We start from the raw sequence: 15,521 nt of genomic DNA on the forward strand, positions 1-15,521 counted from the left end.
GCGAGCCCGCGCAGCACCCCGATCTCCAGGGCGGCGGCCCCGCGCACCACGTCGCTGCGGGACAGGCCGAGCCGGACGAGGGGATGGGCGAGCAGCGCGATCAGCCGGGCCGGAATCGCGTCGCCCTGTGCCCGGATCAGGTCGGCGGCGAGTTCCGCCGCGAGCCGGGCGAGGCGACCGGCGGAGCTCTGCGCCAGCGCGGTGCCGGCGCTGTCCTCGGCGACGATGCCCCAGCGGGCGAGTTCCGCGGCGACGCGGGCGGCCAACCCCCGGTCCGGCGTGACGAGCGCCGCGGTGGCGCCCGGCCGTTCCAGGGTCTCGCGGAGCGCGATCGCGGCGGCCAGGGCCTCCTCGCGCTCGTCGGCCGCCTCCACCACGGCGAGACCGTCGAGCCCGAGGGCGGCGGTGCGGTCGCGCTCGGCCGGATCGAGCCGGGCCCAGGCATCGGTGGTCTCGGCCGGGCGCAGGGCCTGCGAGAGAAGCTGCGCGCGCGCGACCGTCGGCGCGTCGGAGGCGCCGAGTTCGGTCACCGCCTCGCGCTTCAGGTTGAGATGGGCCGGCCCGAGCAGGCGGTGCAGCACGGCCTGCGGGTGGCCATGCGCGATCTCGCGCTCGAACAGGTCGCCGGTCTCGATGGCGTCCCAGCCCGCCGCGTCGAGATCGCGGTCGAGGCCCGGCAGCACCACGGCGCCGCGCGGCAGCCCCGCCACCGCGGCGATGAGCGTGGCGGTGGCCGGCACCGAGCCGGTCGAGCCTGCCACCACCACCGGATCCGCGGGGCGCTCGCGGGCGAGGCGGCGCGCCTCGGCGAGGATCAGGCTGCGGGCGCGCGAGACCGGGTCGCTCAAGGCCCGCTCGGTGAGGATGCCGGGCCAGTTCTCGGCCGCGATGCGCACGAAATCCAGGGTGAGGCCGAAATAGCGGGAATATTCCGCCTCGACGGCGCTGCCGATCTCGGACCAGGGCAGGCCCTCGACGGTGAGCGCGTCCATCAGCCCTTCGAGATCGGCCGCCAGCCCGACCGCGTCGGCAGGCGAGGAGGGCACGAGGAAGGGCACCTCGGCATCGAGCGGCAGCAGCTTGCGATCGACGGTCGCCGCCCAGGCCTGGACGAGGCGCGCCAGGATCAGGCGCCGCTCCAGCGGCGGCATCGGCGCGCCGAGGGGGTCCGGCCCGTTCTGCAGCAGCGGCTCGGCGGCGAGGTCGAGCTCGGCCTCGTCCGCCTCGCCGAGCGGAACCATGCGGGGCAGCAGCGCCGCCGGTCCGAGGCGCTCGGCGAGCACGCTGCCGAGCGCGCGGGCGGCCCGGCGCGTCGGCAGGAACAGGGTGACGCCCGCGAGCGCCAGCGGATCGGCGCCGAGATCGCCGACGAGGCGCCCGTCGAGCAGCGCGTCGGCGAGCGTCGGCAGGAACGGGGCGCCGCGGCCGATGGTGAAGAGGTGGGATTCGGACATGGTGGAGCTTGGCGATCTCGTGTGCCCGTACCGCACCCGGATCAGGCTTCTCGATGCCGGATCCCTATTCTAGACGTTCCCCGTCCGTTCCACAACGCGGCGCGCCGGTCACGGCTGCTGGGTGCTCGCGCTCACCCGCTCCTCCGCCGCCCGGATCGCCTCGGGGGTGCCGACATGGAGCCACTGGCCGTCGAGGCGCAGGCCGTGGAGGCGGTTGCGGGTGATCGCCCGGTCGAACAGGAGGTTGAGGGAGAAGGCGCCCTCCGGCGTGTCGGCGAAGAGCTCCGGCTTCAGGATCGCGACGCCCGCGTAGATGAAGGGCGCCACCGCGCGCTCGCCGCGGCGCTCCAGGCGGCCCTCCGGATCCATCACGAAATCGCCCGCGCCCTCGTAGCCGAGGCTCGTCGCGGTGGGGGCGACGAGAAGCAGGATGTCCATGGCCTCCGGATCCCAGCCCGCGATCAGGCGGCCGAGATTGGGCGTCGGGCCTTCGAGCCAGAACGAATCCGAGTTCAGCACCACGAAGGGAGCCTCGCCGAGGAGGCCAAGCGCCTTCTTCACGCCGCCGCCGGTCTCGAGCAGCGCGTCGCGCTCGTCCGAGACCTCTGTTGCGGGCCGTCCGGTCCGGGCGGCGAGATGCGCCTCGATCTGGTCGGCGAGGTAGTGGACGTTGACCACCGCGGTCCCGATGCCGGCCTCCGCCACCCGGTCGAGGGCGTGGTCGAGCAGCGCCTTGCCGGCGACGGCGACGAGGGGCTTCGGGCGCGTATCCGTCACTGGCCGCATGCGCGTGCCGAGGCCCGCCGCGAGGACGAAGGCGCGGGTGATGGTGGGCTCGCTCATGCTGGCAGGCTCGGTCGATGGGCGTCGCGATGGGCGTCGGTTGCGTCGGGTTCAGGCCGGGGGCGCGGCGGAAACGAGGCCCGGCAGGTGGCGCTCGTGCCAGGCGCGCAGGGGGCTGAGCGCCGGATGCTCGAGGTTGCGCGCGAGATAGCCCTCGATGCGCGGCAGATGGGCGAGGTAGCCCGGCTTGCCGTCGCGCCGGTCGAGGCGGGCGAAGATGCCGAGGATCTTGGTGGCGCGCTGCGCGGCGAGGAGCGCGTAGGCGGTGGCGAAGGCGCCGACATCGAAGCCCGGCTCGCGGGCACGGCGCTCGCGGGCGTAGAGGCCGAGCAGCCGCAGTTCGAACTCGGCGCTGGCATCGACGCGGGCATCCTGCAGCAGCGAGGCGACGTCGTAGGCCGGGTGGCCGAGCACCGCGTCCTGGAAATCGATCAGGCCGACGCGCTCCAGCCCCTCGCGGTTCGGCAGCCAGATCAGGTTCGGCGAGTGGTAGTCGCGCAGGGTCCAGGTCGGGCGCGCGGGGATCGCGGCCTCAAGGGCCTGCGCCCAGAGGTCGAGGAACTCGGCCCGGGCCTCGGGCGAGAGCGCGACGCCCCGGATGGCCGGCGCGTACCATTCCGGCATCAGCTCCGCCTCGAAGAGCAGGGCCTCGCGGTCGTAGGTCGGGATGCGGTGCTCGATGCCGGCGGCGACCGGCAGCACGGCGGGCAGGTCGGTGGCGTGGAGCTTGGCCAACAACCGCGTCGCCTCGGCGTAGCGCTCGGGCCGCGGGGCGCCCCCCTCGACCACGGGCTCGGAGCCGAGATCCTCCAGGATGAGCAGGCCCTCGTCGAGATCCTCGCCGTAGATGCGCGGGGCCGAGAAGCCGAGCGCCCGCAGGGCCCGGTCCATGGCAACGAAGGCGTGCACGCTCTCGGCGAGCTTGACGATGGCGCTGTAGGGCTTGCCGTCGCGCACCGGCGGACCGTCCGCGCGCGGCGGCGAGATCATCAGGACGGCGCTGGTGCCGTCCGGATTGGTCAGGCGCTGGTAGGCGCGCGAGGAGGCGTCGCCCTGCATGTGGGCGCGCTCGGCCAGATCCCAGCCGGCGCGCACGAGCAGGCCGCGCACCGCCCGCGCCCGCTCGATGCGGGCGCGCATGCCGCCGGTCCCGTCGATGCGGGCGAAGCGCGAGCCCTCGCCGAATTCGGGCCGCAGCGACAGGTCGACGGTCAGCACCGGCCCGTCGCGGGGGGGCAGCTGCTCGGGCCACTCGACCAGGGTGATGGCGCTCTCGGTGATCTCGTCGAAGCCGAGTTCGATCAGCTCGTCCGCGCTGCGCAGGCGGTAGAGGTCGGCATGGACGATGCTGCGCCCGTCCCGGCCCGTATAGGGCTGGACCAGGGTGAAGGTCGGGCTCGGAACCTCGAGGCCGGGATCGCCCGCGAGTTCGCGGATGACCGCGCGGGCCAGCGTGGTCTTGCCGCCGCCGAGCCCGCCGGACAGGGCGACGACATCGCCCGGCAGCAGGAACTCGGCGAGGAACAGGCCGAGATCCTCGGTGGCGCCCTCCTCGGGCAGCACGATCTCCCAGGGCTTCGGCGCGTCGTGAGCCGGCTCGGATGCCGCGTGCGTATCCGGATCGTGCTGGTCCAAATCCGCTTCCTCCGCGCCGCGCCTGCCGCCCCGGGACCGGACTCGCCCCGGCCGCTCCCCGAAACGCAGGCGACCGGACCACGCGATCGGACTCTGCGCACGGGCTACAATCGAAGTGTCTCTAGCGAAGGATCGTTAACCGATCATCGCGCCGCGACGAAGCGCCGGGCCATCGCCGGAACGGCCGCACCGTCACGGGGCGCAGCTTGACAGTCGACCCCGGCCCGGGGAGCAGTCGCCTCTCCCTCAAGGAGAACGTCCCGATGGATGCCCTGTTCGCGCGTCTCGGCCCTTACGCGCCCTATACTCTGGCGCTGGTGCGGATCATGAGCGGCCTGCTCTTCCTGGCGCACGGCTCGCAGAAGCTTCTCGGCTTCCCGCCCCGCGCGAACCCGGCCCCGCCCCTGCTGTCGCTGTTCGGCATCGGCGGCGTGATCGAGCTGGTCGGCGGCGCGCTGATCGTGCTCGGCCTGTTCACGCGGCCGGTCGCCTTCCTGCTCGCGGGCGAGATGGCCGTCGCCTATTTCCTATTCCACGCCCCCAAGAACTTCTATCCGGCCCTGAACGGGGGCGATGCGGCGATCCTGTTCTGCTTCATCTTCCTCCACCTCGTCGCGGCCGGCCCGGGCGCCCTCAGCCTCGACGCGCGCCGCCGCCGGATCTGAGGCCGCGGCCCCTCGACGGGGCCGCCCGGGCTGACGTAGAAGCGCCCCGTTTGCGTGGCGGCCGGCATTCGGGGTCCGGCCACGAGGAGGTGGCTCGATGCCGGATACGCCGTTTCGCCGCGTCCTCGTGAAGCTGTCCGGAGAGGCGCTCGCCGCTCCGGACGGCTACTGGCTGCATCCGCCGACGCTCGCCGGCCTCGCCGCGGACATCGCCCGCACCATCGCCGCCGGCATCGAGGTGGCCCTGGTGGTCGGCGGCGGCAACATGATCCGCGGCGCGCGCATCTCGCAGGCCGGCTTCATCGACCGGGCCACCGGCGATTCGCTCGGCATGATGGCCACCGTGATGAACTCCCTGGCGCTGGAGACGGCGCTCAACGCCGCCGGCGTGCAGGCGCGCACCATGTCGGCGGTCTCGATGCCGACGATCTGCGAGACCTTCGCGCGGCAGCCGGCGCTCCACCACCTCGACAAGGGCCAGGTGGTGGTGCTCGCCGGCGGCACCGGCAACCCCTACTTCACCACCGACACCGCGGCGGTGCTGCGGGCGGCGGAGCTGCGCTGCGACGCGGTGCTGAAGGCGACGCAGGTCGACGGCGTCTACACCGCCGACCCGAAGACGGACCCGTCCGCGACCCGCTACGACCGCATCACCCACGACGAGGCCATCGCCCGCGACCTCAAGGTCATGGACACCGCCGCCTTCGCGCTGGCCCGCGAGAGCCGGCTCTCCATCGTGGTGGGCTCCGTGCACGCGCCGAGCTCGATCACCGCGATCCTCACCGGCGACGCACCCTGCACGCATGTGGTGCCCTGAAGCCCGCGCATCCGTTTGCGGGCGATCCGGTTTTCGTTCATTGAAGCGCCGACCCGCCCGGGCCCTCGGGGCGCGGGCCTGAATGCCAGCGAACGCGTCGGGATTTGACGAGATGGCCACACCGGACTTCGACCTCAACGACATCAAGCGCCGCATGCAGGGCGCGGTGGCCTCGCTCTCCAAGGATCTGGGCTCCCTGCGCACAGGCCGCGCCAGCCCGAGCCTGGTCGACCCGATCCAGGTCGACGCCTACGGCGCGATGATGCCGATGGCCCAGGTCGCCACCGTGAGCGTGCCCGAGCCGCGCCTGCTCTCGATCTCCGTCTGGGACCGCAGCATGGTCACGGCCGTCGAGAAGGCGATCCGTGAATCCGATCTCGGCCTCAACCCGCAGACGGAGGGCCAGACCATCCGGCTGCGCATCCCCGAGATGAACGAGCAGCGCCGCAAGGAGATGGTCAAGGTCGCCCACAAATACGCGGAGGAGTCGCGCGTCGCCGTGCGGCACGTGCGCCGCGACGGGCTCGACCACCTCAAGAAGCTCCTGAAGGACAGCGCCATCTCGGAGGACGACGAGAAGCGCCAGGCGGGCGACGTGCAGAAGGCCACCGACCAGTTCATCGCCGAGATCGACAGCGTGCTCGCCTCCAAGGAGAAGGAGATCATGCAGGTCTGACGCGGGCACCGCGTCGGGGACGTTCAGGCGATGGCAGGCGAGGCGGCGCCACCGCGACAAGCCTTCGGCGGCCGGGAGCTCGGCCTGCGCGTCCTCTCGGGGATCGTGCTCGCCGCCCTCGTGGTGGCGGGACTGGTGCTGGGCGGCTGGCCCTTCGCGGGGATCTGGCTCGCGGCCGGCATCGTCGGCGCGGCCGAGTGGATCGGCATGAGCCGCACCGGGCCCCGCCGCGCCCTGCTCGGGATCGTCGCGCTCACCCTGGCGGCCCTCGTCGTCTGCCTGGAGGAGGCGCTGCCCCTCGCCTGGGGCTTAGGGATCCTCGCCCTCGGCAGCCTTCTCTGTCTCGCGCTCGCGCGGACCGGTCCCGGCCGCCTGCGCGCGCTCGGGGCGCTCCTCGGCGGCGCCGTCATCGCCCTGGTGCCGCCGGCGCTCCGCGACACGCCGGAGATCGGCATCCTCGGCCCCGCCTGGATGTTCGCCGTGGTCTGGTCGACGGATGTCGTCGCCTACTTCACCGGCCGCACCTTCGGCGGCCCGAAGCTGATGCCGGCCGTCTCGCCGAAGAAGACCTGGTCCGGAGCGCTCGGCGGTCTCGCCGGGGCGGTGCTGGCCGGCACGGCGCTGGTGGTGCTCGCCCGCGCCCAAGGCTGGAGCCCGCTCGCGCAGACGAGCCTCGCCCTCGTCGCCCTCGTCAGCGCCGCCGCCTCCGTGCTCAGCCAGGCGGGCGACCTCCTCGAATCCGCCCTGAAGCGGCATTACGGGGTCAAGGATTCCGGCCGGTCGATTCCCGGCCATGGCGGCGTGATGGACCGCCTCGACGGATTTTTCGCGGTGGCCCTGCTCGCCGGCCTGTACCTGGTCGCGCACCGGCTCGCCGCCTGAAGGAGTTTCAGCCCGTGACCCTCACCGTCACCGTCCTCGGCGCGACCGGCTCGATCGGCCGCTCGACCACCGACCTCCTCACCCAGCATGCCGGCCGCTTCCGGGTCGGGGCGCTGGTGGGCGGGCGCGATGCGCAAGGCTTGGCCAAGCTCGCCCGCGAGATCGGCGCCGAGTTCGCGGCACTGGCCGACGAATCCGCCGGCCCGGCGCTGGCCGAGGCGCTGTCGGGCTCCGGCATCCCGAACGGGGCCGGCGAATCGGCCGTCCTGGAGGCGGTGGCGCGGGAGGCCGACATCGTCGTGGCGGCGGTGAGCGGGGCCGCCGGCCTGAAGCCGACGCATGCGGCGCTCCGCCTCGGCCGCACCGTGGCGCTCGCCAACAAGGAGAGCCTCGTCTGCGCGGGCGACGCCTTCATGCGCGACGCCGCGCGCTACAACGCCAAGCTCCTGCCCGTCGATTCCGAGCACAACGCGCTGGCCCAGGCGCTCGGCAACGGCCCGGTCTCGGATGTCGCCAAGATGACGATCACCGCCTCGGGCGGCCCGTTCCGCACCTGGACCCGCGAGCGCATCGCCGCGGCCTCCGCGACCGAGGCCGCCGCCCACCCGACCTGGTCGATGGGCATGAAGATCAACATCGATTCGGCCTCCCTGATGAACAAGGGGCTGGAGCTGATCGAGGCGCACCACCTGTTCGGCCTGGAGCCGGAGCGGCTCGACGTGATCGTGCACCCGCAATCGATCGTGCACGGCCTCGTCTACTGGCGCGACGGCGCGGTCACCGCCGGCCTCGCCATGCCCGACATGCGCGTGCCGATCGCCCATTGCCTGGGGCTCGGCGAGCGCCTGACCATCGCCCGCGGCCGCCCCCTCGACCTCGCCGCAGCCGGCAGCCTCACCTTCGAGCCGGCCGACGAGGCGCGCTTCCCCTGCCTGCGCATCGCCCGCGCGGCGCTGAAGGATGGCGGCGCCGCGCCGACCGTGATGAACGCGGCCAACGAGATCGCGGTGGCGGCCTTCATCCGCGGCGAGATCGCCTTCTACGGCATCGCCGACCTCGTGGAGAGCGCCGGCTCGCATTTCGCGGGGATCCACCGCGCCGCGCCGGCCGACGTGGACGAGGCGCTCGCCATCGATGCCGAGGTACGGGCCTGGTCCGAGGCCGCCCTCCCGCGCCTGCGCGCCGCGGGCTGACGCGCGACGCTGCCCTCTCCCCGCATGCGGGGAGAGGCCTGCCTGCACCTCGTCGTGCAGGCAGGAAGCGAAGGCGTCAGCCGAAGCGGCGGTGAGGGGGCGGCTCCGGGCACGGCTCTGTCGGAACCGCCCCCTCACCTTCGCCTACCGGCTCACATTGCCGACGACGAGGTCGGCAATGCCCTCTCCCCGCTCGCGGGGAGAGGGGATGCGCACGACCGGAACGACCAACCGGAACTCCCATGATCCGCCTCGACAAGATCACCAAGCAGAACGGGCGGCAGCTCGTCTTCATCGAGGCCTCGGCCGCGCTCCAGCGGGGCGAGAAGGCCGGGCTCGTCGGGCCGAACGGGGCCGGCAAGACCACCCTGTTCCGGATGATCACCGGCGAGGAGCAGCCCGACGAGGGCCAGGTCGCGCAGGATCGCGGCATCACCATCGGCTATTTCAGCCAGGATGTGGGCGAGATGTCCGGCCGCAGCGTGGTGGCCGAGGTGATGGACGGGGCGGGCCCCGTCAGCGCGGTCGCGGCCGAGCTGAAGGCGCTGGAGCTGGCGCTGGCCGATCCCGACCGGATGGACGAGATGGAGGCCCTGGTCGAGCGCTACGGCGACGTGCAGGGCCGATTCGAGGAGCTCGGCGGCTACGGCCTGGAGGCCCGCGCCTACGAGGTGCTGGCCGGTCTGGGCTTCAGCCAGGAGATGATGGACGGCGATGTCGGCCGCCTCTCCGGCGGCTGGAAGATGCGCGTCGCGCTCGCCCGCATTCTGCTGATGCGCCCCGACGTGATGCTGCTCGACGAGCCGAGCAACCACCTCGACATCGAGAGCCTGATCTGGCTGGAGAGCTTCCTCAAGGGCTACGACGGCGCCCTCCTGATGACCTCGCACGACCGCGAGTTCATGAACCGCATCGTCTCGAAGATCGTCGAGATCGATGCCGGCCAGCTCACCACCTTCTCGGGCGACTACGCCTTCTACGAGCAGCAGCGCGCGCAGAACGAGGCGCAGCAGCAGGCGCAGTTCGAGCGCCAGCAGGCGATGCTCGCCAAGGAGATCGCCTTCATCGAGCGCTTCAAGGCGCGCGCCTCCCACGCCGCGCAGGTGCAGAGCCGGGTGAAGAAGCTCGACAAGATCGAGCGCGTGGAACCGCCGCGCCGCCGCCAGTCGGTCGCCTTCGAGTTCCAGCCCGCGCCCCGCTCCGGCGAGGAGGTCGCGACGCTGAAGGGCGTGCACAAGCGCTACGGCAGCCGGATCATCTACGAGGGTCTCGACTTCGCGGTGCGGCGGCGTGAGCGCTGGTGCGTGATGGGCATCAACGGGGCCGGCAAGTCGACGCTCCTCAAGCTCGTCACCGGCACGGCCGAGCCCGATTCCGGCAGCGTCGCGGTCGGCGCGAACGTGAAGCTCGGCTACTTCGCCCAGCACGCCATGGATGTGCTCGACGGCGACCAGACCATCTTCGAGATGCTGGAGGAGACCTTCCCGCAGGCCGGCCAAGGCTCGCTGCGGGCGCTCGCCGGCTGCTTCGGCTTCTCGGGCGACGACGTGGAGAAGCGCTGCCGCGTGCTCTCCGGCGGCGAGAAGGCCCGCCTCGTGATGGCGCGGATGCTCTACGATCCGCCGAACTTCTTGGTGCTCGACGAGCCGACCAACCACCTCGACATGGCGACCAAGGAGATGCTGATCACGGCGCTCTCCGCCTTCGAGGGCACCATGCTGTTCGTGAGCCACGACCGCCACTTCCTGGCCGCGCTCTCCAACCGCACCCTGGAGCTGACGCCCGACGGCGTCCACGCCTATGGCGGCGGCTATACCGAATACGTCGCCCGCACCGGCCAGGAGGCGCCCGGCCTGCGGAGCTGAAATCTATCGGGCCGTCGTCCCGTAGCCGGCGAAGAACACCCGCACCGCCTCGGTGACCCGGTGCCGGATCTCGGCCTCGCCGGGCGCCTCGCCTGCGTTGAACAACAGGCGGGTCAGCATGCCCGCCTGGCAGAGATGCAGGAAGTGGCGGGCGGCGAGCTCGGTATCGGCGGCGCGCAGCCGCCCGGCCGAGACCTGCGCGTCGAGATAGGCCTTGAGCCGACCGGTGCCGCAGGCGGGGCCGGCCTCGTAGAAGGCCTGTCCGAAACGGGGAAACTTCTCGCAGGCGCCGATCACCATGCGGATGATCGAGACGTGCTCGGGCCGGGACAGCATGGCGAGGTAGCTGAGACCGAGGCGCGTCAGCACCGCGGGCACGTCGGGATCGGCCTCGTCGAGGCTGAACAGGGCCTCGGCGAGCCCGCTCTTGGCCTCGATGGTCAGCGCCTCGAACAACGCTTCCTTGCTGTCGAAATAAACGTAGAGCGTGCCCTTGGAGACGCCGGCCGCCTTGGCGACCTCGCCCATGCTGGCCCCGTCGAAGCCCGAGGCCATGAAGACCTGACGCGCGCCCTCCAGGATCTGGCGGCGCTTGTCGCCCTCCCCCGCCTGCCCGCGCTCCAGCGCTGCCGTCCCTGCCATCACGATCGCCTTGATTGACCGAACCGTTCGGTCAATGCTATGTACCGCTTCGACCCCAGGGCCGTCAACACGACCCGCCTGTTGACCGAACCGTTCGGTCAACCACGGCAGGGAAGAGATCCAGGGACGAGGTCCATGTCGCTTCGCGAGGATGCCGGACGCCGGGACGGCGCGGTCGAGACCGTCGAGGATGCGGGCGGGGAGACGCGCGCCGAGGGTCCGTCCGCGCCGCGCCTGCCCGCTGCGGTCGAGCCGGCCTCACCGCCCGCCGTTCCGGCCCCGAAGCGCCGACGGCCCCTCCGCCGTGCCGTCCTTCTCCTGCTGCTCGGCGCCCTCGCCGGCGGGGGCGGCTATGCCGGCTGGCAATGGTGGAGCGTGGGGCGCTTCTTCGTCAGCACCGACGACGCCTACGTGCAGGCGGACATCTCGGTGCTGGCCGCCAAGGTCTCCGGCTATCTCGACGCCGTGCCGGTGGTGAACGGGCAGGCCGTGACGAAGGGCGCGGTGATCGCCCGGCTCGACGACGGCGACTACCGCCTCGCCCTGAAGGCGGCCGAGGACAAGCTCGCCACCCAGGTGAGCACGATCAGCCGCATCGGCCGGCAGGCCGAGGCCGCACAGGCGCAGGTGGCGCAGGCCGTGGCGCAGGTGGATGCGGCCCGGGCGGACGCCGTGCGCGCGGCGGCCGACTACGCCCGCGCCACGCAGATGCAGGCGGACTACGTCGCGAAATCCCGCATCGACCAAGCCAAGGCCGACCGCGACCGCACCGAGGCTTCGGTGAAGTCGGCCGAGGCGGCGCTTCTCGCCGCCAAGGCCAATGTCGCGGTGCTGGAGGCGCAGAAGCGCGAGGCGGAGAACCTTGCCGCGGAGCTGCGCACCGCCGCCGACCGGGCCCGGCGCGACCTCGACTTCACGGTGGTCCGCGCGCCCTTCGACGGCGTCGTCGGCAACAAGGCGGTGGAGGCCGGCGCCTACGTCTCGCCCGGCTCGCGGATCGCGGCCCTGGTGCCGCTCCAGAGCGTGCGGGTCGATGCGAACTTCAAGGAGACGCAGCTCGCCCGCATGCGCCCCGGCCAGGAGGTCCATATCCACGTGGACGCCTATCCGGACCGCGACATCGTCGGCACGGTGGAATCCCTGTCGCCGGCCTCGGGCTCGGTCTTCAGCCTGCTGCCGCCCGACAACGCCACCGGCAACTTCACCAAGATCGTGCAGCGTCTGCCCGTGCGCGTCCACGTCCCCGAGACGATCGCCCGCGAGGGCCTGCTCCGCCCCGGCCTGTCGGTGGTCGTGAAGGTCGATACCCGCGAGGGCGCCGACGCCCCCGTCCAGACGCTCGCCGCGCAGCGCTGAGAGCCGGCCGAACCGCGTCGTTCATCCCATCCCCGAGGCGCCCCATGGCCGCCAGCGCAACCCTCGCCGCCCCCGCCGAGCCGCCCCTGGACCGCCGCCGCATGGTGGCCTTCCTGTGCATGGTCTTCGGGATGTTCATGGCGATCCTGGACATCCAGATCGTCTCCGCCTCGCTCAACGAGATCCAGGCCGGCCTCTCGGCCTCGGGCGACGAGATCCCCTGGGTGCAGACGAGCTACCTCATCGCCGAGGTGATCTCGATCCCGCTCTCGGGCACGCTCTCGCGGGTGCTCTCGACCCGCTGGATGTTCGCCATCTCGGCCGGCGGCTTCACCCTGATGAGCCTGATGTGCGCCACCTCCTCGTCCATCGGCGAGATGATCGTCTGGCGGGCGGCGCAAGGGTTCATCGGCGGCGGCATGATCCCGACCGTGTTCGCCTCGGCCTTCACGATCTTCCCGCCCTCGAAGCGCTCCATCGTCTCGCCGATGATCGGCCTCGTGGCGACGCTCGCGCCGACCATCGGCCCGACGGTCGGCGGCTACCTCACCGACCTGTTCTCCTGGCACTGGCTGTTCCTGATCAACATCGTGCCGGGCATCTTCGTCACGGTCTCGACCTGGATCCTGGTCGATTTCGACCGGCCGAACCTCGACCTCCTGAAGGGGTTCGACTGGGCCGGACTCGTCTTCATGGCGGGCTTCCTCGGCTGCCTCGAATACGTGCTCGAGGAGGGCCCGAACCACGACTGGCTGCAGGACGAGGCGGTCTTCGCCTGCGCCATCGTCTGTGGCGTGTCGGCGCTGCTGTTCTTCTGGCGGGCCTTCACGGCGGCTGAGCCGATCGTGGACCTGCGCGCCTTCTCGAACCGCAACTTCGCGGCGGGCTGCATCTTCAGCTTCGTGCTCGGCATCGGCCTCTACGGCCTGACCTACCTCTACCCGGTCTATCTCGCGCGGGTGCGCGGCTACTCGGCGCTCCAGATCGGCGAGACGATGTTCGTCTCAGGGCTGTGCATGTTCGCCACCGCTCCGATCGCCGGGCGCTTCCTCGCCAAGGCCGACCCGCGCGTGCTGATGGCGCTGGGCTTCGCGGGCTTCGCCGCCGGCACCTGGATCGTGACGGGGCTGACCAAGGACTGGGACTTCTGGGAGCTGCTCTGGCCGCAGGTCCTGCGCGGCTGCTCGCTGATGCTGTGCATGATCCCGATCAACAACATCGCGCTCGGCACCCTGCCGCCGGAGCGGATGAAGAACGCGTCGGGCCTCTACAACCTGACGCGCAATCTCGGCGGCGCGGTCGGCCTGGCGCTGATCAACACGCTGCTGAACGACCGCTGGGACCTCCACCTCGCCCGGCTGCACGAGCGCTTCACCTGGTCGAACAATGCCGCGCTCGAGCGCCTCGACGCGATGCGCCGCCAGTTCGAGGTGCTCGGCGGCGACGCCGCCGGCATGGCGCTGAAGGCCATGACCAACACGGTGCGCGTTCAGGGCCTGGTGATGAGCTTCGAGGACGTGTTCCTCATCCTCACCGGCCTGTTCCTGGCCATGGCCTGCGCCACGCCGCTGATCCGCCGCCCGCAAGGCGGGGCGCCCGCCGGGGCGGGGCATTGAACGACCGCATCTGGGATTTTCCCACTCTCGCAACGTCTGCCGAGCGGGCGCGGGTCCCCTCTCCCGTTCGGGAGAGGGACAGGGTGAGGGCCGAGAACGGGCCGGAAGGAGCGGAGCCGGGGCCGCTGCATCGGGGCGACTTCTCCTAAGCGTTCTCACCCCTCACCCCAACCCTCTCCCGAACGGGAGAGGGAGTGCGGCGTGCTCGGTCATCCCCCGAGGCGGGAGGCTCCCGGCGGGATGCGCCCAACCCGCGATCGCAGGAAATGAAAAGCCCGCCCCGGTCGGACCGGAGCGGGCTTTCTCGCAGGTGGGGGCGGGCCCCGTCAGCCCTGGGGCCACTCGCGGATGTCGACGAAGCGGCCGGTCACCGCCGCCGCCGCGGCCATGGCCGGGGAGACGAGGTGGGTGCGTCCGCGCGCGCCCTGGCGGCCCTCGAAGTTGCGGTTCGAGGTGGAGGCGCAGCGCTCGCCCGGGCTCAACCGGTCCGGATTCATGCCGAGGCACATGGAGCAGCCCGGCTCGCGCCAGTCGAAGCCCGCCGCCTTGAGGATCTTGTCGAGCCCCTCGGCCTCGGCCTGCGCCTTCACTAGGCCGGAGCCCGGCACGATCATCGCCGAGACGTTCTGGTGGACCTTGCGGTCGCCGACGACGCGGGCGACCTCGCGCAGGTCCTCGATGCGCCCGTTGGTGCAGGAGCCGATGAAGACCCGGTCGAGGGTGATGTCGGTGATCTTGGTGCCCGGCGTCAGGCCCATATAGGCGAGCGCCTTCTCCTTCGACTGCCGCTTGTTCTCGTCGGCGATCGCGGCCGGATCCGGCACGACGCCCCGGATCGAGATCACGTCCTCGGGGCTCGTGCCCCAGCTCACCAGCGGAGGCAGGTTGGCCGCATCGAGCCGCACCTCGCGGTCGAAATGCGCGCCCGCATCGGTGACGAGGCTCTCCCAATAGGCGCGGGCCCGGTCGAAGGCCGCGCCCTGCGGCGCCTTCGGCCGGCCCCGGACATAGGTGTAGGTGGTCTCGTCCGGCGCGACCATGCCGGCGCGGGCGCCGCCCTCGATCGACATGTTGCAGATCGTCATCCGCCCCTCCATCGAGAGGGCGCGGATCGCCTCGCCGGCATACTCGATGACGTGGCCGGTGCCGCCCGCGGTGCCGATCTCGCCGATGATGGCCAGGATGATGTCCTTGGCGGTCACGCCGTGCGGCAGGGTGCCGTCCACGGTGACGCGCATGTTCTTCGCCTTCTTCTGCACCAGCGTCTGGGTGGCGAGCACGTGCTCGACCTCCGAGGTGCCGATGCCGTGGGCGAGCGCCCCGAAGGCGCCGTGCGTCGAGGTGTGGGAATCGCCGCAGACGATGGTCTGGCCCGGCAGGGTGAAGCCCTGCTCCGGCCCGATGATGTGGACGATGCCCTGGCGCCGGTCGAGGGCATCGTAGAACTCGATGCCGAAGTCGCGCACGTTCTCGGCGAGCGCCTCGAGCTGCGTGCGGCTCTCCGGATCGTCGATGCCCTTGCTGCGGTCCGAGGTCTGGACGTTGTGGTCGACCACCGCCAGCGTCTTCTCGGGGTGGCGCACCGTGCGGCCGGCCACGCGAAGGCCCTCGAAGGCCTGGGGGCTCGTCACCTCGTGCACGAGGTGCCGGTCGATGTAGAGGAGGCTGGTGCCGTCCGGCTGGACATCGACGACGTGGTCGTCCCAGATCTTGTCGTAGAGCGTGCGCGGGCTGGCCATGGTTCCGGTTCGCTGATGAGTCTCCGCCCGGGCGCTCGGGGCCCCGGGTGTTCGAACCGTTCTTAGTAGGCATCTCCGGCCCGTTTCGGAAGTGGGGGCGCCCTGCCGCGGCGAGATGGCAGCCCGGCCTGTATCGCG

Annotated in this window: 13 protein-coding genes; 8 read left to right on the plus strand and 5 right to left on the minus strand. The window is 71.8% G+C overall.

Going from position 1 to position 15,521, the window contains the following annotated elements:
* The 3 genes from MET9862_RS13260 to tsaE form a co-directional block, all read right to left on the minus strand.
* The coding region (locus MET9862_RS13260; RefSeq protein WP_497756008.1) for a PD-(D/E)XK nuclease family protein at nt 1–1,454 on the minus strand (1,454 nt) is incomplete at its 3' end.
* 108 nt (nt 1,455–1,562) lie between these two features.
* Nucleotides 1,563–2,297, minus strand: coding sequence for a nucleotidyltransferase family protein (locus MET9862_RS13265; RefSeq protein ID WP_142583433.1), 735 nt, complete (start codon nt 2,295–2,297; stop codon nt 1,563–1,565).
* Between the two features lie 51 nt (nt 2,298–2,348).
* Nucleotides 2,349–3,932: a tRNA (adenosine(37)-N6)-threonylcarbamoyltransferase complex ATPase subunit type 1 TsaE gene (tsaE, locus tag MET9862_RS13270; RefSeq protein ID WP_142583434.1), complete on the minus strand. Its 1,584-nt coding sequence runs from the start codon at nt 3,930–3,932 to the stop codon at nt 2,349–2,351.
* Between the two features lie 263 nt (nt 3,933–4,195).
* Here tsaE and MET9862_RS13275 point away from each other — a divergent pair, with 263 nt between their 5' ends.
* From MET9862_RS13275 to MET9862_RS13305, 6 genes are all read left to right on the plus strand, one after another.
* Nucleotides 4,196–4,597, plus strand: a complete 402-nt coding sequence (locus MET9862_RS13275; protein WP_142583435.1) for a DoxX family protein — start codon at nt 4,196–4,198, stop codon at nt 4,595–4,597.
* Nucleotides 4,598–4,694: 97 nt separating this feature from the next.
* Nucleotides 4,695–5,414, plus strand: coding sequence for a UMP kinase (gene pyrH, locus MET9862_RS13280; protein ID WP_142583436.1), 720 nt, complete (start codon nt 4,695–4,697; stop codon nt 5,412–5,414).
* A gap of 112 nt (nt 5,415–5,526) precedes the next feature.
* A complete protein-coding gene (gene frr, locus MET9862_RS13285; protein WP_142583437.1) occupies nt 5,527–6,090 on the plus strand; it encodes a ribosome recycling factor in 564 nt (187 codons plus the stop codon).
* A gap of 30 nt (nt 6,091–6,120) precedes the next feature.
* Entirely contained in the window at nt 6,121–6,972 is an 852-nt protein-coding gene (locus tag MET9862_RS13290; RefSeq protein WP_142583438.1) for a phosphatidate cytidylyltransferase, read from the plus strand.
* Nucleotides 6,973–6,986: 14 nt separating this feature from the next.
* On the plus strand, nt 6,987–8,165 hold the full coding sequence (gene dxr, locus MET9862_RS13295) for a 1-deoxy-D-xylulose-5-phosphate reductoisomerase (protein ID WP_142583439.1): 1,179 nt from the start codon (nt 6,987–6,989) through the stop codon (nt 8,163–8,165).
* A 242-nt stretch (nt 8,166–8,407) separates the two neighbouring features.
* On the plus strand, nt 8,408–10,030 hold the full coding sequence (locus MET9862_RS13305) for an ABC-F family ATP-binding cassette domain-containing protein (protein WP_142583441.1): 1,623 nt from the start codon (nt 8,408–8,410) through the stop codon (nt 10,028–10,030).
* A gap of 3 nt (nt 10,031–10,033) precedes the next feature.
* Here MET9862_RS13305 and MET9862_RS13310 read toward each other — a convergent pair whose 3' ends face one another.
* The gene (locus MET9862_RS13310; RefSeq protein ID WP_142583442.1) at nt 10,034–10,672 is read right to left on the minus strand and encodes a TetR/AcrR family transcriptional regulator; all 639 of its coding nucleotides are present in this window, start codon (nt 10,670–10,672) and stop codon (nt 10,034–10,036) included.
* A gap of 135 nt (nt 10,673–10,807) precedes the next feature.
* Between MET9862_RS13310 and MET9862_RS13315 the strand changes: the two genes are divergently transcribed.
* Together MET9862_RS13315 and MET9862_RS13320 are read left to right on the plus strand one after the other, a co-directional pair.
* Nucleotides 10,808–12,028: an HlyD family secretion protein gene (locus tag MET9862_RS13315; protein ID WP_142583443.1), complete on the plus strand. Its 1,221-nt coding sequence runs from the start codon at nt 10,808–10,810 to the stop codon at nt 12,026–12,028.
* Between the two features lie 44 nt (nt 12,029–12,072).
* Nucleotides 12,073–13,644 carry a DHA2 family efflux MFS transporter permease subunit gene (locus tag MET9862_RS13320; protein ID WP_142583444.1) on the plus strand — a complete coding sequence of 524 codons (1,572 nt, stop codon included), beginning with the start codon at nt 12,073–12,075 and terminating at the stop codon, nt 13,642–13,644.
* A 326-nt stretch (nt 13,645–13,970) separates the two neighbouring features.
* Here MET9862_RS13320 and leuC read toward each other — a convergent pair whose 3' ends face one another.
* Entirely contained in the window at nt 13,971–15,383 is a 1,413-nt protein-coding gene (gene leuC / locus MET9862_RS13325) for a 3-isopropylmalate dehydratase large subunit (RefSeq protein ID WP_142583445.1), read from the minus strand.
* Nucleotides 15,384–15,521: the final 138 nt, after the last annotated feature.

Source organism: Methylobacterium symbioticum (genome assembly GCF_902141845.1).
Taxonomy (GTDB): Bacteria; Pseudomonadota; Alphaproteobacteria; order Rhizobiales; family Beijerinckiaceae; genus Methylobacterium; species Methylobacterium symbioticum.